The organism is Halomonas sp. CKK8, assembly GCF_029625235.1.
GTDB lineage: Bacteria > Pseudomonadota > Gammaproteobacteria > Pseudomonadales > Halomonadaceae > Halomonas > Halomonas ventosae.
The window spans coordinates 1,164,942-1,185,683 of sequence record NZ_CP121193.1 but is presented as its reverse complement, the minus strand read 5'-3'; the positions used below and the strand labels follow the sequence as shown (position 1 = coordinate 1,185,683).

Genomic DNA, 20,742 nt, shown 5'->3' with positions numbered 1-20,742 from the left:
CCGTGTGTCGTTCCTCTGGCAGGCCCGCCTCATCCCAAAGGTAGTCCAGCGCGGCCCGAGCGACTTGACCCAGATCAGTAGGGTTTTCATCATGCCCTTACGAGCAGGCGCTACTCGCCGATGTCCTCGTGCCACAGTTCGGGCGAGGCGGCGATGAAGCCCTCCATCATCGCGATGCACTCGGGATCCTGGAGCACCTCCACCTCGACGCCACGCTCCTTCAGCAGGGCCTCCTCGCCCAGGAAGGTGCGGTTCTCGCCGATCACCACCTTCGGAATGCCGTAGAGCAGGATGGCACCGCTGCACATCGGGCAAGGCGAGAGGGTGGTGTAGAGGATACTCTCGCGGTAGGTCTCGGCCGGATGGCGCCCGGCGTTCTCCAGGGCATCCATCTCGCCGTGCAGCACCGCGCTGCCCAGCTGCACGCGACGATTGTGGCCGCGGCCGATGACCACCCCGCGGTGCACCAGCACCGAGCCGATGGGGATGCCGCCCTCCTCGAGGCCATGGCGGGCCTCCTCGAGCGCGGCCTGCATGAAGCGATCCATTCGTTGACTCCCTGGCGTGACGGTGCCACCAGCCTACGCCGCCCTGGCCCGAGCATGCCAGCGCCCAGGCCAACCAGGTCCTCTCACCCTCGCGGGGCTCGTGAGCGACCCGGTTGGCGGGTTCCAGGGTTCAACGCAAAGAAAAGGTGGCCTAGATGTGATCTCTCGGTAGGTTGTTCATCCGGAGCCTACCCGGAAGACTGGAGATGCGAACCAACCAACCGCTCCAGGAGGCCCGGATGAACACCCATAAGAATGCCCGTCTCACTCCGCATGGTCGAGCCCTGCTGGCAGCCCGTGTCATCCAAGAAGGGCTACGGCCAAGGGAGGTGGCGCAAGCTCAGGGCGTCAGTGTGAGAACGGTCTACAAGTGGGTGCGTCGTTTCCGTAAGGAGGGTCACGCTGGTCTCCACGACCGTACGTCACGCCCTGCCCGAAGCCCCTTCGCGACAGACGCCGTTACCGTGGAGCAGATCATCGAACGTCGACAGCAGCGCCAGACCTATCGCCAGATCGCCCAGGCGCTGGGCATCGGCCAGAGTACGGTGGCACGGATTCTCAAGCGTAAGGGGCGTAAGGGGCTGAATCGGCTGGCCGTCCTGTCACCGGCAAGGCCCGACAACCGCTACGAGCACGATGCGCCCGGGGATCTCCTTCATCTGGATATCAAGAAGCTGGGGCGCTTCGAGCGCCCGGGGCATCGCGTGACCGGCGATCGCCAGCAGAACACCCCAGGCGCAGGATGGGAGTATGTCCATGTCGCCATCGACGACCACTCGCGAGTGGCGTTCAGCAGCATTCACCCGGACGAGACGAGTTGGAGCGCTTGCCTGGCCCTGCTACGGGCCGTGCGCTACTACGCCAGCCTGGGCATCCGCTTTACCCGGGTGCTCACCGACAACGGTGCCTGCTACCGCTCCCGGCGCTTCCATCGCCTGTGCCGGCGGCTGAGGCTGAAACATCGCCGGACAAAGCCGTATAGCCCTCGCACCAACGGCAAGGCAGAGCGGTTCATCCAGACAGCACTACGGGAGTGGGCCTACGCTCGATCATACTCAAGCTCGGAAGAGCGCGGCAGGCACCTGCCTGCCTGGCTTCATCAGTACAACTGGCATCGACCGCATGCGAGCCTGGATTACTACCCTCCGGTTAGCCGGCTGGGCCTTTCCGTGAACAACCTGATGGGTTTACACACCTAGAGGCCCACGCCGAACAGCGCCTGCGCCAAGTGGCCGGTGAGGAAGGCCAGCCCCGCCGCGGCCCCTCCGATCAGCAGGGTTCGCAGCCCCGACTTGAGCACCGGCTGGTGGTAGACCAGGCTCTTGCCCATGCCGATCAGGAAGAACATCAGCCCGGCCACCGCCAGGCTCGCCAGGAACTGCCGGGTGGTATCCAGCCCCGGCACCGCATAGGGCAGCAGCGGCATGGCGCCCACTACCAGGAAGGCGAGGAAGGTGGCCAGCGCCGAGCGCAGCGGGCTCAGCCCAGCGGTCTGCAGGCCGTGCTCCTCGGAGACCATGGTCTCCACCCACACCTCGCGGTCGCTGCAGATGGTCTCCACCACCCGCTCCAGGGTCTCACCGGAGAACCCCTTGCGCTGGAAGATCTGGCGGATCTCCTCGCGCTCGCCCTCCGGTACCACGTCGATATGGTGGTTCTCGGTGCGGCGCACTCCCTCGACATGCTCGCGCTGGGCCTGGATCGCCTCGTAGTTGCTGACCGCCATGCTGAAGCCATCGGCGAGCAGGTTGGCGACCCCCAGCACCAGCGCCACCGTGGACGAGAACCCCGCGCCGAAGGCCCCGGAGACCACCGCGAAGGTGGTCACGCAGCCGTCGATGCCGCCGAGGATGGCATCGGGCAGGTGCCGGAGCCGGGAGGGAGCACGCAGCCGTCGCTCGATCACCTCCGGGCGATGCTCGTGCTCCAGCGCCTCGCGCCGCCGATCGTTCATGGAGCCTCCCGTCGATGCATGATTGATCCTGGCTCCAGCTTGGCACAGCCGGCCAGGCTCGGGTAAGGCGCGCCAGCGGCGCCCCTCCCCCGAGGATGCACCATACTGACAGCGCAATACGCCACGGCGAGGCACCGGCATGACCCACGACACGCTCGACGGCCCCTTCCGCCACCGCTACCTGAGCCACGAGGCGCTGACCCGCCAGCTCGAGACCTGGGCCCGGGACCACCCGCAGCTGGCCCGCCTGGAGAGCCTCGGCACCAGCCCCGAGGGACGCGACCTCTGGGTGCTGACCCTCGGTCCCGAGCCCGACCGGCGGCGCCCCGCGGTGTGGGTGGACGGCAACATGCATGGCACCGAGCTGGCCGGGTCCAGCGTCGCCCTGGCCGTGGCGGAAACGGTGCTGGCGCTGCACCTGGCCCCCGAGTGCCTGCCCGGGGGCTGGCCCGAGCACCAGTGCCGGCAGCTGCGCGAGGTGCTGTTCTACATCTGCCCGCGTCTCTCCCCGGATGGCGCCGAGCAGGTGCTGCGCCAGGGCGGCTTCGTGCGCTCCGCCCCGCGGCGCACCGCCGGCAGCCCCGACCGCCCGCGCTGGCGCGCCGAGGACCTGGATGGCGACGGCCGCTGCCGCTACCTGCGCCGCCACGACGAGGCCGGCGATTTCGTCGCCTCCCCCGACCACCCGGGGCTGATGCTGCCGCGCCGGGTGGAGGACCCGCCGCCCTACTGGCGGCTCTACCCCGAGGGGGTGATCGAGCACTGGGACGGCGAGACGATCCCCGACCCCGACTGGCTGGCCGACACTCCGGACTTCAACCGCAACTTCCCCTGGGGCTGGCGGCCCGAGCCGGAGCAGGTCGGCGCCGGCCACTACCCCGGCGACGCCCCCGAGACCCGGGCCGTCATCGACTTCGCCCTCGCCCACCCCAACCTCTATGCCTGGCTCAACCTGCACACCTTCGGCGGCGTCTTCATCCGCCCGTTGGTCGATGCCCCGGACAGCGGCATGGCCCCGCAGGACCTCGCGCACTACCGCCAGCTCGCCGCCTGGGCCCAGTCGCTCACCGGCTACCCCACCGTGAGCAGCTACGAGGAGTTCAGCTACGAGCCCGAGACCCCGCTGCATGGCGACCTCATCGAGTTCGCCTACCACCAGCGCGGCTGCCTGGCCCAGGTCTGTGAGCTCTGGGACCTCTTCCAGCGCCTCGGCCTGCCCCGTCCCGAGCGTTTCATCGACCACTACACCGCCTTGGACCGCGAGACGATGGAGCGGCTCGCCCAATGGGACCTGGTGAGCAATGGCCGGCGGCTGTTCGGCGACTGGCGACCGCTGACACACCCCCAACTGGGCGAGGTGGAAGTCGGCGGGCTGGACGCGTGCCTCGGCATCTGGAACCCGCCGCCGGAGATCCTGCCGGCGATCTGCGATGGCCTGGCGACCTACTGGCTGCAGGTCGCCTCGATGATGCCGCGGCTGGTGATCGATTCGGTGCACTGCACGCCGCTGGCCGAGGGCGTCCATGCGCTGGAGGTGACGGTGGCCAACCACGGCTACCTGCCGAGCCATGGCGTTCAGGCCGCGCGCCATCGCCCCTGGAACGTCGGCGTGGAGGCCGAGGCCACCCCCCGGGGCTGCCGGCTGCACGAACCCGACCGGGCCCGCCGGGTGCTGGGGCACCTGGACGGCTGGGGACGCGGCCTCGGTGACGCCGCCCACATGCCCTGGTTCCAGCGCTCGCGAGGCAACAGCCACCAGGCCCGTGTATGCTGGGTGGTCCTGGGCGAGGGCGAGGTGACCGTGCGGGTCGCCAGCCCGCGGCTGGGTGAGGTACAGCGGACGATCCCGATCCCCGGGAAACCCGGCGCACCGGGTCCTGCCTGAGGTAGCCGCGACGCCTCACCCCAGTCGGCGAGTCATGCCCCAACGGGAGGAGCAGGCGATGGACATAGCACTGAGGGACGTCACACGCGAGAACTTCGAGGCCGTCATCGCGCTGGAGGTCGCGGCCTCGCAGCGTGGCTATGTCGCCGACAACCTCTATTCCCTTGCCGAATCGAGCTTGCATCCGAGCTACCGGCCTCGCGCCATCTATTGCGACGGGGAGGTGGTCGGCTTTCTCATGTACGAATCCTTCGACCACGACGACCGGCCGCCGGCCTACAACATCTTCCGTCTCATGGTCGACCGACGCCATCAGGGAAGAGGCATCGGGTACGGGGCCATGCAGTGCGTGCTGGACGAGATCCGGGCGCAGGGCCCCTTCGAGCGGGTCGCGATCTGCTACGTGGCCACCAACCAGGTCGCCCGGGCCTTCTATGCCAGCCTCGGCTTCCAGGAGACGGGGCTGAGCGAGGAGACCGGCGAGGTCATCGCCGAGATCCGGGGCTGACGAGGGGCGCATCGCGCCGCCGGCGTGCGCCACGCTTGACGGACGGGTGACTGCCGGCCCCAGAATAGAGCATTATCCCGAGGAGCCCCCCATGTCCCTGCTGAACGCCATCCTGGCCGTCGCCCTCTCCGCCGCCCCCTGGCTGCTGCTGGGGCTGGTGATGGCCGGGCTGATCAAGGCGCTGGTCTCCGAGGCCCTGCTGCAGCGCTGGGTCGGCGGCCAGGGGCTGGGCAGCATCGCCCGGGCGGCGGTGATCGGCGCCCCCCTCCCGCTCTGCTCCTGCGGGGCCATTCCCACGGCACTGGCCATGTATCGCGGCGGCGCCTCACGCGGCCCGGCCACCGCCTTCCTGATCGGCACCCCGGGCATCGGCGTGGACTCCATGGCCATCACCTATGCCCTGCTCGGCCCCTTCATGGCCGTGGCCCGGGCGACCAGCGCCGTGCTCACCGCCATCGTCACCGGCCTGCTGGTAGGCCGTACCGTGCCGACGGACATGCCGACGAGCGTGCCAGCCGACGTCGAGCCCGAGGCGGAGGATGGCTGCGGGAGCTGCTGCGCCAGCGGCTGCGGCGATGCGCGGGATATGCCTGCCGAGAGCGCCGCGCCTCGGCTCGCCAGCCGACTGGCCGATGGGCTTCGCTATGCCTTCACCGACATCCTCGACGACATCAGCCTCTGGCTGCTGGTGGGCCTGCTGGTCGCCGGGGGCCTGATCGCCCTGGTGCCGCCCCAGCAGCTGGCCGCCCTGGGCAGCGGCCTGGGGGCCATGCTGGTCATGGCAGTGATCGGGATCCCGCTCTACATGTGCGCCACCGCCGCCACGCCCATCGCCGCCGGTCTGCTGCTGGCCGGCGTCTCGCCCGGCACCGTGCTGGTCTTCCTGATCGCCGCGCCGGTCACCAGCCTGGCCACCCTCGGGGTCTTCCGCCGCGAGATGGGCAACCGGGCCCTGGTGGCCTATCTCGCCGGCATCCTGGCAAGCGCGGTGCTGCTGGGACTGGGCGTGGATGCGGTGGCAAGCTGGTGGCAGCTCGACATCGCCCGCCAGATCGAGGCAGTGAACGAACTGCTGCCGGCCTGGGTCGAGTGGATAGGGCTAGTGGTGCTGGTCGGGCTGGCGGTGAAACCGCTGCGCCGCACCCTTGCCGGCCACCTGCCCCACCACGCCTGATCCCGGCGACCCGGCAGGCGGCACCAGCACCGACATTTCCCTGCCGGAGAACGGTCGACCCCGAAGGAGCCTACATGACGGATCGCCAGCCTCACCCCCGCATCCTGGTCTTTGCCGGCAGCAGCCGCGCCGGCTCCTACAACAAGGCGCTGGCGCGCCTGGCCGCCGAGCGCATCGAGCACCTGGGCGGACGCCCCACCTTCATCGACCTGCGCGACCACCCCATGCCGCTCTACGATGGCGACCTGGAGGCCGAACAGGGCCTGCCCGAGAACGCCCTGGTGCTGCGTCGCGGTCTGGCCGACCACGAGGGGCTGCTGATCGCCTCGCCGGAGTACAATGGCTTCATCACTCCGCTGCTCAAGAACACCCTGGATTGGCTGACCCGCCCCCATGAGGGCGAGAGCGGCCTTGCGCTCTTCGAGGGCAAGCTGGCCGCCCTGGTCTCCGCCTCGCCCGGCGGCCTGGGCGGCATCCGCAGTCTGGGGCTGGCCCGCCAGCTGCTGGCCAACATCGGAGTGACGGTGCTGCCGGACCAGCTCGCCGTGGCGAAGGCCGCGGAGGCCTTCGACGACACCGGCCGACTGCGCGACGAGAAGCAGCGGGAGAAACTGGACGCCATCTGCGGCCGACTGGTCGACAGCCTGCACCGGCTGCACGGCTGACCCCCGCCAAGGAACGCGATGCCGATCGGGACACAACGCCTCTGGCGCAGCCGGATGAAGAACGGCCTGCAGACCCTGCTGATCATGGCGGGCCTGGCCCTGGTGTTGGCCGTGCCCGGCTACCTGCTGGCCGGCGGGCTCGGCATCGTCATGAGCCTGGGGGTCGTGGTGGCAGGAGCCTTCGCCGGCAGCTGGGTGCCGGCGCGGGTCATCCTCGCCGATGCCGGGGCCGGTCTGCTCGATCGCCATCAGGCACCCTCGCTCTACCGGCTGCTCGATACGCTCTACCAACGCGCCGGCCTCACACGGCCCCCGCAGCTCTTCTACGCGCCCTCGCCCGAGCTAAACGCCTTCGCCGTGGGGACCCGCCACGACGGCGGCATCGCCGTCACCGAGGGCCTGCTACGCACCCTGACGCTGCGCGAGCTGGCCGGCGTGCTGGCCCACGAGGTGAGCCACCTGCGCCATGGCGATACCCGGGTGATGTCCATGGCCGCGGCCATGACCCGCCTGACCCTCTGGCTGACCACGGTGCTGCAGCTCAGCCTACTGCTGCTAGTGCCGCTGATCCTGGCCGGCGAGCTCCGCCTGCCCTGGAGCCTGCTGCTGGTGGTGGCCTTCGCCCCCAGCCTGAGCACCCTGCTCCAGCTGGCCCTCTCCCGCAACCGCGAGTACACCGCCGACCTGGACGCCGTGGCCCTGACAGGCGACCCTGAGGGGCTGGCCTCGGCGCTGGCCGTGCTGGAACGCCACCACGGCCGCTGGCTGGCCGCGCTGTTCGGCCGCCATCCGCCCGCGGGGCCCGACTGGCTGCGCACCCACCCGCCGACGGAGGAGCGCATCCGCCGGCTGATGGGCGTCGAGGCGACAAGGGACACCTCCCTGCATGACCATCACGACGACAATCACCACGCGCCACCGGAAATCCTCGAGCGCCCGGGGGCCATGGGCCGGCGCTACTGGATACGCCGCCGGCGCTGAGGCGCTCGCCCCCTCCCCCACTTTCCTGAACGAGCAAGAGAGACCGCCATGAGCGATACGCAAAAGCCCTGGAACAGCCCCATGCCCGAGCCGCAGTTCGACCTAATGCGGCGCATCCTCGCCGCCCCCAGCCCGGTGGGGCTCGAGGCCGCCATGACCTACGGCGTGCTCAAGCCCCACTTCGAGGGCTTCGCCCCGGATAGCTGGCAGCTGCACCAGTTCAAGGGCCACGCCGGCGTGGTGCTGGACACCCATCCGGGCCGCGACGACCTCTTCAAGGTGATGATCATCGGCCATGCCGACAAGATCCGCATGCAGGTGCGCTCCATCGGCGAGGACGGCAAGATCTGGATCAACAGCGACTCCTTCCTGCCCAACGTGGTGATCGGCCACGAGGTCACGCTGTTCAGCGAGGACCCCGAGGCGCCCGGCAGCTACCGGCGCATCGAGGGCGGCACCGTGGAGGCGCTGGGCGCCATCCACTTCTCCGACCCGGCCCAGCGCAATGGCGAGAAGGGCATCAAGAAGGAGCAGCTCTACCTCGAGCTGCAGATCCACGGCGAGAACAAGAAGCAGCAGGTGGAGAACCTGGGCGTGCGGCCCGGGGATTCGATCCTCCTCGACCGGCCCATCCGCCACGGCTTCAGCCCGGACACCTTCTACGGCGCCTACCTGGACAACGGCCTGGGCTGTTTCGTCACCGCCGAGGTGGCGAGGCTGATCGCCGAGGCGGGCGGCACCGAGAAAGTGCGGGTGATGTTCGCCATCGCCAGCTACGAGGAGATCGGCCGCTTCGGCAGCCGGGTGCTGGCCGGTGAGCTCGAGCCCGACGCCATCATCGCCGTGGATGTGAACCACGACTACGTGGCCGCCCCCGGCATCGGCGACCGGCGCATGCAGCCGCTGGAGATGGGCAAGGGCTTCACCATGTCGGTGGGCGCCATCGCCAGCGAGCAGCTCAACCGGATCATCGAGACCACCGCCCGGGAACAGGGCATCCCCATGCAGCGTGACATCGTCGGCGTGGATACCGGCACCGACGGCATGGCCGGGGTGCTTGCCGCCGTGGACTGCGTGGCGACCTCCATCGGCTTCCCGATTCGCAACATGCACACCATCTCCGAGACCGGCTATACCCGGGACGTGCTGGCGGCCATCCACGCCATCACCCATACCGTGCAGGCGCTGGACGCCCTGCCGGACCCGCACCGCGAGTTCCTCGACCACCACCCGCGCCTGGACGAGGCCGGGGCGCTGGGGCACCAGGGGGCCGACAAGCCCGGGAAAGCCGACAAGTAACCGCAAGCGTCGCCTGAAAGGCATGCCGCAGGGCGGGCCAAGGGCCCGCCCTGCGGCCTTCTGGACAGCGCTAGCCCAACGCGGCGAGCGCCTCCGCGAGCACCGGCGCCATGGCGATGGCGTTGCTGTCGTGGGCGATGCAGTCGGTGCTCCACACCTCGCCAACCCCGGCGGCCTCGATCACCGCCAGCGCATCGCCGGCGAACAGCGCGTGGGTGATCGCCACGTCCACCGAGGCGGCCCCGGCGTCGAGCAGCGCCTCGGCGGCGCGGGCCACGGTGTGGCCGGAACTCGCCACGTCGTCCATCAGCACCACCTGGCGGCCGGCGACTTCGATATTCGGCAGCTCGATCTGCACGTTGCGGTCGCCGTTGCGGGTCTTGCGGCAGGTGCCGACCTCGAAGCCGGTGGCCTCGCCTGCCTGACGCACCCACTGCAGGGCCTCCTCGTCCGGCCCCAGCAGCAGGGGGGCGTGGCGCTTCTCGGCGATCAGCGCGGCCAGGCGCGGGGCACCGGAGAGCGCGATGGCGTGCTCGAGGGGAATCGCCTGGTCGAGACGCGCGATGCGGTGCAGGTGCGGGTCCACGGTGATCACGGCATCGAAGAGCTCGGCGAGGAAGCCGCCGACGATGGTCTGGCTGACGATCTCACCGGTGTGGAAGGCGATGTCCTGGCGCATGTAGGCGAGATAGGGCGCCACCAGCACCAGGCGGGTCACGCCCTGCTGGCGGGCGTGTCGCGCCAGCAGCAACAGCTCGACGAGCTTGTCGTTGGGCCGGTCGAGGCTGCGATAGAGCACCAGGGTCTCGGGAAAGGCGCCCGTCTCGGCGAAGGGCAACCGGAGCTTGAGCTCCTCGTCGGGAAAGCGGTGGCGCTCGACGGCGTGGGCGGGCAGGCCCGCCGCCTCGGCGAGGCGCCGCGCGGGGGCCGCCTCGTCCTGGAAATGCAGCAGTGCGCGGGTCATCGAACCTCCCTGTTCAGAACTCGACGTTGAGCCGGGTGATCTCCTCGGCGCGGCCGATGGCGATGCCGGTGTCCCGCTCGGTGGACTGGTGGGCGAAGGTCAGCTCGTTGCGGTAGGCGGCATGGACGCGATAGAGCGGCTGGCCCCGGGTCACCGGGTCGCCGATGCGCCGGAGCAGGTCGACCCCGGCCCCCGCCGCCTTGGGGGCACCGGCCAGGCGGGCAATGCGCGCCAGCTTGAGGCTGTCGATGGCGGTGACCACGCCGTCGGCCGTGGCCATCACCTCGAAGTTATGGGGGGCCAGCGGTGGGTTGTCCGGGTCGAAGGGCCTGCGGCCCTGGGCCGCGATGATCGACTGCATCTTCTCGGCGGCCCGGCCGTCATCGAGGATGTCCCGGGCGATGCCGAAACCGGCGCCGCCGCGCACATCCGGGTCGAACTCCAGCATCCGTCCAGCCAGGCGCAGCGCCTTCTGCCGCAGGTCCATGGGCGCCTCGGGGTGGTGGGTGAGCACGCGCATCACGTCGCGGGCCTCCAGCACCGGGCCGATGCCGCGCCCCACGGGCTGGCTGCCGTCGGTGATCACCACGTCCAGGGTCAGGCCCATGCGTCCGGCCACGAACTCGAAGAGCCGTCGCAGCTGTCGCGCCTCGGGCATGGAGCGCACCTTGGCATGGGGGCCCACGGGGATGTCGAGCAGCAGGTGGCTGGAGCCGGCAGCCACCTTCTTGGAGAGGATGGAGGCGACCATCTGGCCCGGTGAATCGATGGAGAGCGGGCGCTCCACCGAGATCAACACGTCGTCGGCGGGCGAGAGCTCGCTGGTACCTCCCCAGGCCAGGCAGCCGCGATGGGTGCGCACGATCTCGCCCAGCACGTCGAAGGGCAGGTCGACGTTGGCCAGCACCTCCATGGTGTCGGCGGTGCCCGAGGGCGAGGTGATGGCCCGCGAGGAGGTCTTGGGACACAGCAGGCCGTGGGCGGCGACGATGGGCACTACCAGCATGGAAGTGCGGTTGCCCGGGATGCCGCCGATGCAGTGCTTGTCGACCACCGGATGCTCGTGCCAGTCGAGGCGGCGCCCGACCCGGCTCATGGCATCGCTCAGGTAGAAGACCTCCTCGCGGTCGAGCTCACCGCGGTCGCAGCCCACCACGAAGGCGGTCAGCTCGATCTTGGAGTAGCGCAGCTCGGCGATGTCGCGGATGATGTGCCGGAAGTCGTCCCGGGAGAGCCGCTCGCCGGCGAGCTTGCGGTGCAAGGCGGGTATCGAGGCCGGGGGCTCCGCCTGGGAGACGCTCACCGGATGGCCCTCCTCCACGCCCAGGGCCTCGAAGGCGTCCTCGGAAAGGCCAAGCTGCTGGCAGTCGACGATGGCGGCATCGTCCACCACGTTGAGGCTCGCCAGGATCCGCTGGCCGTTGGCGCGGATCTCCACCTTGGAGAGCGCCTGGAAGCCCTCGGCGCGATAGAGGTCACACTCGCGGTGCAGGTAGGCCACGTTCTCGCGGTAGGTGTCGATGCCGACCCGCTTGAGCGAGAGCGGCGAGAGGGTATCGTCCAGGGCTTCCGCCCGAGTGGCATGGGTCGTCTTCATGACAGCCTTCCTTGCGGCGGGTGCCGGCCTGCCGGCCGCGCGTCACGCAGGTGACGGATGGGCCCATCCTAGCAGCGCCCCGCCAGGGCGTCATTCGGGTGCGGTTCGGGCCGTGACGCCGGCCCCGGGATCGCGCTAGGCTTGCCGCATCTCGACAGAAGGACCACCGCCCGTGCTCGATGCTGCCCTGGATGCCGGCCACCTCTGGGCCGTGGCCATCACCCTGATCGCCGTCGTGGTCTGCATCCTGCTGCACTACGAGGTGTCGCTGCGGCTGTGGCAACGCCTGGAACGCTCACGCAGCACACTGCGCCGGCGCTTCCTCAAGCTGGCCATCGGCCTGTTCATCGCGCATATCGCCGAGATATGGCTGTTCGCCGTGGCCATGGCCCTGCTTGGTGAGCACCCGCTGGCCGGTGGGCTATCGGGCATCGGCGCCGTCAACTTCCTCGACTACGTCTACTTCTCGGCGATCACCTACACCACCCTGGGCTATGGTGACCTCTTCCCCACCGGCCCGATCCGCTTCCTGACGGGCACCGAGGCACTGATCGGCTTCATGCTGATCACCTGGTCGGCCTCGCTCACCTTCCTCGAGATGCAGCGTCACTGGTCGGCCCGGCAGGAGCGCTGAGCCATCCCCCTGGAGGACGACGCTACCTTGCCTGTGCCCAGCCACACGCCTTCCATAGGGGAGCGAAGGTATCCGACTTCGCGGCGGCGCAGCCGGCTACGCCGTGCCCGACGCCATGCAGACCCGGTCTCGCCCCTGGCGCTTGGCGCGATACATCGCATCGTCGGCCGCCTTGAGCAGCTCATCCAGGCCGACCTCGCCACAGGGGGCCGCCGCCAGCCCGAAACTCGCCGTGCCGCCAAGACGCAGCCCCGCGTAGCTGAATGGCTTCGAGCACAGTGCCAGGCGCAGGCGCTCGGCCAGGTCGGCGGCATCCTCCAGGGACGTATCGGGTAGCGCCAGGGCGAACTCCTCGCCGCCGAAGCGGCACAGGATGTCACTGCCGCGCAACTCCGCCCGAAAGCGGCTGGCTACCTCCCGCAGGACATGGTCACCAGCCGCGTGGCCATGGGCATCGTTGATCGCCTTGAAGTGGTCCAGGTCGATCAGCAAGACGGCGAAGGGGCGCTCGGCCGGGAGACGTACCAGCTGCTCATGGCAGGCGGCAAAGAAGGCGCGCCGATTGAGCAGCTGGGTCAGCTCATCGCGGTAGGCCAGCCGTTCGACGCGGTGATGCGAGGCCTTGAGGGCATCCTCCAGCGCCTTGCGCTCGGTGATGTCGGTGGCGATCTCGACCCTCACCAGGCGCCCATCGCTCCACACGATGGCCTGGTCGCGGCACTGGTACCAGCGACCATCCTGGGTGTTCTGGAACTCCCACATCACGGCGGGACCGGGCCGGCCCTGAGCATCCAGCAGCCGGGGGTTGTTGCAGAACTCGCAGGGCCCGCTCTGGCCCTCCTGCAACACCTGCCAGCACTTGCGGCCGTCCGGCTCGCCCCACTGCTGACGTCCGTAGGCATTCAGGAACAGCAGGTCATGGGAGTGCATGTCACTGACATAGACCGCCGCGTCCAGGCTATCGAGAATACGCAGCAAGTCCTCGGCGCCGGGCGACGCCGTGGTGTCCTCGGGAACCTGGAGGGTCGTAAACTTGCGGGTCATGAGCTGCCTCGGGGAATACCGCCATGGGCCATCGTCGACGACCAGGCCACTATGTCAGCCCGAGTCGTCGATGGCCATTGGACCTCAGGGCATGCGCCCCTCTCGAGCCAGCCGCCTGTACACCCAGCGGTCATAGCACCAGCGCAGCGCCGGCTTGAGCCCCGGCAGGCCGATCAGCCAGGCCAGGGGCTTGAGGCGTGGCACCCGGCGCATCAGCAGGACATAGGCGTCGATGCCTTCCATGATGCGCCCGCCCTCCTCCTCCACATGCAGGGAGAGCAGCGCCGCCTGCGGGTCGACCCCCTTCTCGCGCAACGTCGCCTGGTGCTCGGTCACATCGCACCACGCTACCTGGCGACCGGCCTCCCCCGCCCAGCGCTCGTAGCGGGCGCGATCCCGCCGGCAGACTGGGCAGATGCCGTCGTAGTAGACCTTGAGCGGTGGCAGTTCAGACATCGGCTAACTCCCTTGCATTTGGGGCCTATCGCGGCAGACCCTGCGCGGCCGCCGGGGGTTCACGACAGGGCAGTGAATGTCTCTCCCGCCATCAATGGACAAGCTGACCTGACACACCACTGTCATGCAAGCGCGCCAGGCTCAATGAAAGTGCCAACGGAGCCCGCCGGCATGACCCAGCACAATCCACTCAGCACCGCAGAACAGGCATTCCTCACCCGGCTGGCCCATGGCAATGCGCTGGGCCTTCAGATTCGGGCCGAACGTGACGCGCAGCGAGCCCTCACCTCTGCCCGCCTGCGGGCCAGCGGCGCCCCTGCCCCCAGGAGCCGCACCCTGAAGATCCTGATGATCTCGGACGTCTACCTGCCGCGGGTGAACGGGGTCTCCACCTCCATCGCCGGCTTCTGCGCTGCCCTGGAGCGCCTTGGCCACTCGGTGACGCTGATCTGCCCCGCCTACCCGGTGGGCCAGACGGACAGTCCCGGGGTGCTGCGCATCAGTTCCCGCGGGGTACCCGGCGATCCCGAGGATCGCATGATGCGCTATCGCGAGGTGCTGGCCCTGGCACCGCAACTCCTGGCCGAGGGATTCGACCTGATCCACGTGCATACGCCCTTCGTGGCGCACGCTGCCGGCATCACCCTGGGCAAGCGGCTGGGCATCCCGGTGGTGGCGACCTACCACACCCTCTTCGAGGAGTACCTGCACCACTATGTGCGCTGGCTGCCGCGGCGCTGGCTGCGCCGCTTGGCCCGGCGCCTCTCGGTACGCCAGTGCCAGCAGCTGAGCGCCGTGGTCGTGCCCTCCCTCGCCCTGCATGATGTCCTGAGCCGCTACGGTGTGAGAACGCCCATGTCGGTGATTCCGACCGGCCTGGCGCTCGAGGCCTTCACGCAGCCCCGGGAGATGGAGGGCTTTCGTGCCCGCTACGGCCTGCCGCCGACGGCCCGGCTGCTGCTCTACGTGGGACGCACCGCCCACGAGAAGAACATCGGCTTTCTGATCGAGATGCTGCCGCGGGTGCTGGACCAGCATCCCGATACCCGCCTGGTCATTACCGGCGAGGGCCCGGCCCGAGCGGCACTGGCCCACCAGGCACAGGCGGCGGGCGTTGGCGAGGCGGTGCACTTCCTGGGGTATCTGGATCGCGACGGCCCCCTGCAGGCCGCCTACCGCGCCGCCGATGCCTTCGTGTTCGCCTCGCGCACGGAAACCCAGGGCCTGGTGCTGCTGGAGGCCCTGGCACTGGGCACACCCGTGGTCTCCACCGCGGTGATGGGCACCCGCGACGTCCTGGCGGATGGCGAGGGCTGCCTGATTGCCGAGGAGACCCATGACGACTTCGCCGCCAAGATCATTCGGGTACTGAGCGACCCGGCGCTGCGCGAGAGGCTTTCCCGCCGCGGCCCGATACATGCCGCCCGTTGGCACGAGGACACCCAGGCGGCCAGGCTGGCGGCGCTGTACCTCACCAGTACACGGGATCGTCGAACGCCGTGACACAGCGTGGGATGCCTGCCAGGGCCGTCATCTCATGCCCATCCAGCGCCCGGCCGAGCCAGCCTTCCGGCTGGGACAGCAGGAAGGCCTCGACCGGGGTATCGAACGTGAGCCTCGAGAAGAAGATGCTGCCCCCGACCTGTTCGCCTTCTGCCGGCCCCTCGGCATCGAAAAGGTCCTTGCAAACAGTGCCAGGCCTCCTCTTGATAGGGCATGACGGGTCACTGACGAGGAGATGGGCCGTGCACGTCGCCTGCGCTCATGAGGCTGATGCAGGAAGTCAGCCGGAAGCGGGCCTGCTCTGCCATATGCTTCAGCACACATCATCCCTTGGGTGGGGTATCCACCAGCCGGGCCTTGAGCCACCCCACGGCGCGAGTGGCCCGGGCGGAAAGTGGCCATTCAGCCCGGTGCAGGAGCCACAGGCTATCGACGACCGCCGGGATGTCGTCGACGACCCGGATCGCCTCGGGATGCGCAAACGCCTCGCGCGCGAAACGTGGCAGCACGCTGAACCCCAGACCCTCGGCCACCGGGGCAAGGATCAGGCCGATCTGGTTCGTGAAGCCTCGCCGGGGCAGGCGGCGAACCCCAGGGTTGCCGGGGAAGCAGCGGCTCAGCAGTCGAGTGGCCATGTCATGCCCGTCGGGATGGTCGATAAAGCCAAGCCGCGCCAGGTCGTCCCACCCCTGCACACGCTCGTGAGCCGGCACCACCAGCTCCAGCGCTTCGCGGGTGAATAGCGATACCGCGAGCCGGGGATCCTCGGGGCGTTGGGTGGCGAGCCCGAGCTCCGCACGATTGTCGAGCACGGCCTCGAACACCTCGGCCGTCGGGCCGAACCGATGGCTGATGGCGAGCCCGGGGGCCTCTCGCTGCAGGGCCAGGAGCTGCGGGTAGATCGCCAGGCCGATGCTGCCCGGGGTAATCAGGGACAGCTCACCCTGGCTGGCGTCGTCGCCGGCCAGGCGCTGCTGCAGGCGCTGGTCGGCGGCGTGCATTTCCCGCTGATAATCGAGCAAGGCATGTCCCGCGGGCGTCAGCTCCAGGCCCCGGGGCTGGCGCAGCATAAGCGGACCGAGGCGTGTTTCCAGGTGCTTGATGTGCTGGCTGACCGCGGCCTGGGTCAGGTCCAGGCGCTCGGCCGCGCGAGTGAAGTTGCCAAGTTCCACCACGGCCTCGAACGTGCGCAACCACTGGGGCTGAAGCATAAAGATCTCTTATCAGAGAAATAAGGACACGATGGTTCTGATTATGGGCGGCGGCACCTAGCATGGAAAGCGTTCCAACCACACATCACAGGAGCGCCTGCCATGAGCCCAGTCTACCCCCGCACCTTTTCCCACATCGGCATCTCGGTCCCCGACGTCGAGGCCGCCCTCCGGTTCTATACCGAGGTCCTCGGCTGGTACGTGATCATGGAGCCGACCACGATCGTCGAGGACGATTCGGCCATCGGCGTGATGTGCAGCGACGTCTTCGGCCCCGGCTGGGAGTCGTTCAGGATCGCCCACCTGTCGACTGGCGACCGGGTTGGCGTCGAGCTCTTCGAGTTCCGGAATCAGGAAACACCGGAGGACAACTTCGAGTACTGGAAAACCGGGGTCTTCCACTTCTGCATCCAGGACCCGGACGTCGAGGGGCTGGCCGAGCGGATCGTCGTCGCCGGCGGCAAGCAGCGCATGCCGGTACGCGAGTACTTCCCGGGCGAAAAGCCCTTCCGCATGGTCTACATGGAAGACCCGTTCGGCAATATTCTCGAGATCTACAGCCACAGCTATGAGCTGACCTATGCTGCCGGGGCCTACGCCTCCTGAGGGTCTGGATGGCAACGTAGAAGGTCGCTATCGGCCATCCGTAGGCGATGGAGAGTACCCGCACCCACCTAGCCACCGGCGACGCCGCGAGGCCATGTGAGGGCTATGGCATTGCACCCCTGTGGTCCCCTCTCCCGCAAGGAACACTGCCGAGGGCAGGCCGCTGGTCAGGACCGAGGCCGATGGCGACGTCTGCGGTATCGCACCCTCGACATTCGCCGCGCTCCCTTGCGAAGTCTACGCCACGCACCACCAAAGAGCCTGGCAAATAGCTGAGCCCGCAATCGGGCATTACGCTGCTCCAGTGCCCGAATTTTCGGATTCGGATTGTGGAAGGCCATCGTCTCCTCCGCCGTCTCAAGCACACTGGATAAGGAGAATAATAGGGGCACCGCGCTTGCTTTTCATGGCTGCCTGAGAGGCAGGAATCGGCCAAGAGGGGACCTTGAGGATGCACCTATATAAAATTCACTTAAACAGCCGGCTTTGAACCTCGGCGTAAGCCTGAGCCTGTTCAAGCCATGGTGACCCGGATGTTTCATGATGCGGCACCCGCCGAAGCTGCCGGCCCCTTTGCGCGTATCAATATCACAGCTCCTGCTACCGCCGCGGCAACAAGTCCGACGTCTTGATGCACACCAAGGAGAAACGCGGCTTGCGCACCTACGAAACACCACAGAACAGGGACGACAAGAGGGCTTCGCGGATACGGCGGCACAAGAAACGCGAGCAGGCCAATGGTGAACATGGTGGTCGGGCACGGAAGGCCAAAAGTAGGCATCTGCGGATAAGGGTGTCCTGCTTGCCATGACCAGAGTGGGTAGAGAACGAGCGCAAATACGACAAGAGCCGTGCCAACGAAGGCGCGCCAACCACCAACCCACGCAAACTGCAGCCGTCGCCGCACAACACCCTGCCAGAAGAAGCTGAGTGCACCCACTAATGACATGCCGGAAAACACGTAGGCCAGCGAATTGATGCGAGAAAAAAAGGCGAGATGGTAGGCGATCGCGAGCCATGCCCACAGGAAAGCCAGAATTGCCGATACCCCGAGGCCAGACCATCGAACTGGCCTTAGCACGAGCAGAATTGCGATAAACGCTAGAGCAACCAGCCCCAGCTGGGCGGGCCATAGCGCCTCATTGTAGTCTCGGAATACACCGAAAAACTCATCAATGGTGAACGGGAGCTGCATATGCCCTGATGGCCAAAGTTAGTTAGAGTTTACGATCGTATATCACACAAAAAGGATGCCAGCACCTTAGGGAGTCTTGTACCACACTGTTCTGGTCAAGTCAGAGCGGACACATTTTCAAGCTACAGCTGCCAATTCAATCTCCCTCGGCGTCTGGTAGCCCAGGGTCGAGTGGAGCCGGCAGCTGTTGTACTCCATCTCGATGTAATCAATCACGTCCCGCCGCGCTGCCTGTCGGCTCGCATACCGCTGGCCCGCCAGCCACTCGCTTTTCAGTGAGCCGAAGAAGCGCTCCATGACCGCGTTGTCCCAGCAGTTCCCCTTGCGGCTCATCGAAGCCTGGAATCCATGCCGGACCAGTGTGCCGCGGTACTCATGCGACGCGTATTGGCTGCCGCGATCGCTATGATGGATCAGCCCTCTCAAGGGCTGCCGGCGACCTACGGCCATTTCCAAGGCGTTCAGGACCAACTGCGTGCGCATGTGATCGGCCATCGCCCAGCCCACCAACTGCCGATCGTGGAGGTCGAGTACCGCCGCCAGATAGAGCCACCCTTCCAGCGTCCAGATCGCCGTGATATCGGCCACCCAGGCCCGATTCGGTGCCGCCACCATGAACTGGCGGTTCAGTAGGTTGGGCGCCACCGGCAGACTGTGCTCACTGTCGGTCGTATGTCGCCAGCGGCGCCGCTGACGTGCCTCTACACCGGCTTCCCGCATCAGGCTGCGGGCCTGGTAACGGCCGACGTCGTAGCCTCGGCGTCGCAGTTCTCTGGCCATGCGGCGGCTGCCATAGCTGCCACGCTTCTGGCGATGAATCTCTCTGACTTCGTGGAGCAGGGCCTGACGCTGGTCATCAGGGCCACGTCGTCGCCAGACATAAAAACCACTCCGGCTGACCTGCATGACCCGACACAACACGGCCACGGGATAGGTGGCCTTCTCCGACTCGATGAACTGGTATCTCAGCTCGACTCTTTGGCGAAGAAGGCCGCCGCCTTTTTTAAAATATCCTTTTCAATCTGTAGCTTACGCACTTCTTCGCGGAGCTTTTTGATCTCGGCGTCGCGATCGTCCTCCTGCCGCTCCAGGCTTCCGGCGTCCTGCTGACGGTGCTTGCGGCACCAGCGGTCCAGTACGCTGCGCTCCACGCCCAGGCGTCGAGCAGCCTCGGATACGGAATACCCCTGATCGATCACCAGGCTCACCGCATCCGCCTTGAATTCATCGGAAAACCGACGTCGAGTCTTCTTGGTCATGAACACCTCCATTGCCTCCATTATGAGGCTTATCGGGGTGTCCGCTCCAATTGGACCACTTCACACGATCATGCTTTCCAAGTGACTAAACATGGGAACACCGACGGTGAAAACGGTTTTATAACAACGCTCATCGCGATAGCTGAATAATATGGCTTGGGGAGACTTCAGCCTTTACCGACATGTCGGCGTTGGGTGGCTGGCTACATACATCAACATAGGCCAACCTCCCAGTTCGCCAGAAGCGGAGACTTGGTCTTCTTATCATGATGACCTCATGGTGGCAGCGAGGCCAGGAAAGGAGGCCCAGAGAAGCAAGGCGGCCCGGGAAGGGGGATGGGAAGGAGCTACCGTTTCAGCAGCGAGCTCGTGTTAGTGCGGTAGCCACCAGCGGGAAAAGCGTCGCCCCGGCCTGACGGCTGAGGCGACATGGGCCTTGCCCGGACTCACAGCATGCGCTTCAGCTCCCCGTAATCACCGTCGATGCGCAGCACCACGGTCACCTCGTTGTCGTTGCGGTTGCGGAAGAACCAGCCGTGGTTCCCGGTGAAGGCCGCTTCCAGTTCGCCTTCGTCCTCGGGCACGCCGCGGCCCTTCTCGTAGCTGATCGAGTTGCCATTGCCGTCACCGTGGGTGTCGAAGTTGATCGGTCCGCCGTCGGACGACCAGGCGTACGTCGCGACGGCGCCCTCTTCCATGGTCAGCTTGTACTCGGTGCCTTCGCCCGGGGTCAGGGTGAAGCTTACCTCATCACGCCAGGTGGCCACCGCCGCGGGGGTTTCCGAGGCCTCTTCCTGGGACGAGGAGGCGTCAGCCACTGCCTGGCTGGCCTCGGGTTGCGGTTCATCCTGGGCGGGCTCGGAAGAGGCCACTGGGCCAGCCGCGCCGCTGGAGGTTGAGGCGGTCGCCGGCTGCTCTGGGGTTGCCTCGGGCGAGGTGTCGGCAGTGGCTTGGCGTTCTGCCGAGGCCTGGGACTCCGGTTCTGTGACGACCGGCGATGCCTCGTCCGCGGCGGCCTGTGAGGCTTCCCGGTCGAGTTCGGCCTCCTCGGCCAGCTGCTGCTTGATTTCCCCCATCTCGGTGAGGCCCAGCAGGCGCCCGGCGCCGGTGGGGTCGATGGCGTACTCCGCGGGCAACACCACGGTCACCAGCAGGCCTGCGGCCACCACCGCGGCCACCAGGGTGGAACGGATCAGCTTGCCGGTCGAGGGCAGCTCGGCACGGGTGGGAAAATCGGTGTTGTACATCATGGACTCCCT

Annotated in this window: 19 protein-coding genes and 1 pseudogene; 10 read left to right on the top strand and 10 right to left on the bottom strand. The window is 67.6% G+C overall.

Annotated elements, in window-relative coordinates:
* Positions 1-110: 110 nt before the first annotated feature.
* The gene (locus P8934_RS05570) at positions 111-548 is read right to left on the bottom strand and encodes a nucleoside deaminase (RefSeq protein WP_133636188.1); all 438 of its coding nucleotides are present in this window, start codon (positions 546-548) and stop codon (positions 111-113) included.
* A 239-nt stretch (positions 549-787) separates the two neighbouring features.
* Between P8934_RS05570 and P8934_RS05565 the strand changes: the two genes are divergently transcribed.
* Positions 788-1,747 carry an IS481 family transposase gene (locus P8934_RS05565; protein ID WP_278033306.1) on the top strand — a complete coding sequence of 320 codons (960 nt, stop codon included), beginning with the start codon at positions 788-790 and terminating at the stop codon, positions 1,745-1,747.
* Here P8934_RS05565 and P8934_RS05560 read toward each other — a convergent pair.
* Positions 1,744-2,502, bottom strand: coding sequence for a VIT1/CCC1 transporter family protein (locus tag P8934_RS05560; RefSeq protein WP_278033305.1), 759 nt, complete (start codon positions 2,500-2,502; stop codon positions 1,744-1,746). The genes P8934_RS05565 and P8934_RS05560 overlap by 4 nt on opposite strands.
* 139 nt (positions 2,503-2,641) lie before the next feature.
* Between P8934_RS05560 and P8934_RS05555 the strand changes: the two genes are divergently transcribed.
* From P8934_RS05555 to P8934_RS05530, 6 genes are all read left to right on the top strand, one after another.
* Positions 2,642-4,387, top strand: a complete 1,746-nt coding sequence (locus P8934_RS05555) for a M14 family metallopeptidase (protein WP_278033304.1) — start codon at positions 2,642-2,644, stop codon at positions 4,385-4,387.
* A gap of 58 nt (positions 4,388-4,445) precedes the next feature.
* Complete coding sequence (locus P8934_RS05550; protein WP_278033303.1) at positions 4,446-4,895, top strand: GNAT family N-acetyltransferase; 450 nt, start codon at positions 4,446-4,448, stop codon at positions 4,893-4,895.
* A gap of 91 nt (positions 4,896-4,986) precedes the next feature.
* Positions 4,987-6,069 (top strand): SO_0444 family Cu/Zn efflux transporter, encoded by a 1,083-nt coding sequence (locus P8934_RS05545; protein ID WP_278033302.1) that lies wholly within the window; start codon positions 4,987-4,989, stop codon positions 6,067-6,069.
* A gap of 74 nt (positions 6,070-6,143) precedes the next feature.
* Positions 6,144-6,734: an NAD(P)H-dependent oxidoreductase gene (locus P8934_RS05540; RefSeq protein WP_278033301.1), complete on the top strand. Its 591-nt coding sequence runs from the start codon at positions 6,144-6,146 to the stop codon at positions 6,732-6,734.
* 18 nt (positions 6,735-6,752) lie between these two features.
* Positions 6,753-7,715, top strand: a complete 963-nt coding sequence (locus P8934_RS05535) for a zinc metalloprotease HtpX (protein ID WP_278033300.1) — start codon at positions 6,753-6,755, stop codon at positions 7,713-7,715.
* 48 nt (positions 7,716-7,763) lie between these two features.
* Entirely contained in the window at positions 7,764-9,014 is a 1,251-nt protein-coding gene (locus P8934_RS05530) for a M20/M25/M40 family metallo-hydrolase (protein ID WP_278033299.1), read from the top strand.
* Positions 9,015-9,084: 70 nt separating this feature from the next.
* On the opposite strand, the gene P8934_RS05525 is transcribed toward P8934_RS05530, so the two are convergent.
* A complete protein-coding gene (locus P8934_RS05525) occupies positions 9,085-9,978 on the bottom strand; it encodes a ribose-phosphate diphosphokinase (RefSeq protein ID WP_278033298.1) in 894 nt (297 codons plus the stop codon).
* A gap of 13 nt (positions 9,979-9,991) precedes the next feature.
* On the bottom strand, positions 9,992-11,575 hold the full coding sequence (locus P8934_RS05520; RefSeq protein ID WP_278033297.1) for a thymidine phosphorylase family protein: 1,584 nt from the start codon (positions 11,573-11,575) through the stop codon (positions 9,992-9,994).
* A gap of 172 nt (positions 11,576-11,747) precedes the next feature.
* Between P8934_RS05520 and P8934_RS05515 the strand changes: the two genes are divergently transcribed.
* Positions 11,748-12,209 (top strand): potassium channel family protein, encoded by a 462-nt coding sequence (locus P8934_RS05515; RefSeq protein WP_278033296.1) that lies wholly within the window; start codon positions 11,748-11,750, stop codon positions 12,207-12,209.
* A gap of 96 nt (positions 12,210-12,305) precedes the next feature.
* On the opposite strand, the gene P8934_RS05510 is transcribed toward P8934_RS05515, so the two are convergent.
* Together P8934_RS05510 and P8934_RS05505 are read right to left on the bottom strand one after the other, a co-directional pair.
* Entirely contained in the window at positions 12,306-13,253 is a 948-nt protein-coding gene (locus P8934_RS05510) for a GGDEF domain-containing protein (RefSeq protein ID WP_278033295.1), read from the bottom strand.
* An 84-nt stretch (positions 13,254-13,337) separates the two neighbouring features.
* Complete coding sequence (locus P8934_RS05505; RefSeq protein ID WP_278033294.1) at positions 13,338-13,709, bottom strand: DUF393 domain-containing protein; 372 nt, start codon at positions 13,707-13,709, stop codon at positions 13,338-13,340.
* Between the two features lie 171 nt (positions 13,710-13,880).
* Here P8934_RS05505 and P8934_RS05500 point away from each other — a divergent pair, with 171 nt between their 5' ends.
* Entirely contained in the window at positions 13,881-15,212 is a 1,332-nt protein-coding gene (locus P8934_RS05500; RefSeq protein WP_278033293.1) for a glycosyltransferase, read from the top strand.
* 323 nt (positions 15,213-15,535) lie between these two features.
* Here P8934_RS05500 and P8934_RS05495 read toward each other — a convergent pair whose 3' ends face one another.
* Complete coding sequence (locus P8934_RS05495; protein WP_278033292.1) at positions 15,536-16,423, bottom strand: LysR family transcriptional regulator; 888 nt, start codon at positions 16,421-16,423, stop codon at positions 15,536-15,538.
* 102 nt (positions 16,424-16,525) lie between these two features.
* Here P8934_RS05495 and P8934_RS05490 point away from each other — a divergent pair, with 102 nt between their 5' ends.
* Positions 16,526-17,029 (top strand): lactoylglutathione lyase family protein, encoded by a 504-nt coding sequence (locus P8934_RS05490; protein WP_278033291.1) that lies wholly within the window; start codon positions 16,526-16,528, stop codon positions 17,027-17,029.
* A gap of 538 nt (positions 17,030-17,567) precedes the next feature.
* Here the strand turns inward: P8934_RS05490 and P8934_RS05485 are convergent.
* From P8934_RS05485 to P8934_RS05475, 3 genes and pseudogenes are all read right to left on the bottom strand, one after another.
* Positions 17,568-18,224, bottom strand: coding sequence for a DUF6064 family protein (locus tag P8934_RS05485; RefSeq protein WP_278033290.1), 657 nt, complete (start codon positions 18,222-18,224; stop codon positions 17,568-17,570).
* A gap of 117 nt (positions 18,225-18,341) precedes the next feature.
* A pseudogene (locus tag P8934_RS05480) lies at positions 18,342-19,483 on the bottom strand (IS3 family transposase).
* Between the two features lie 446 nt (positions 19,484-19,929).
* Positions 19,930-20,730 (bottom strand): hypothetical protein, encoded by an 801-nt coding sequence (locus tag P8934_RS05475; protein WP_278033289.1) that lies wholly within the window; start codon positions 20,728-20,730, stop codon positions 19,930-19,932.
* Positions 20,731-20,742 lie beyond the last annotated feature (12 nt).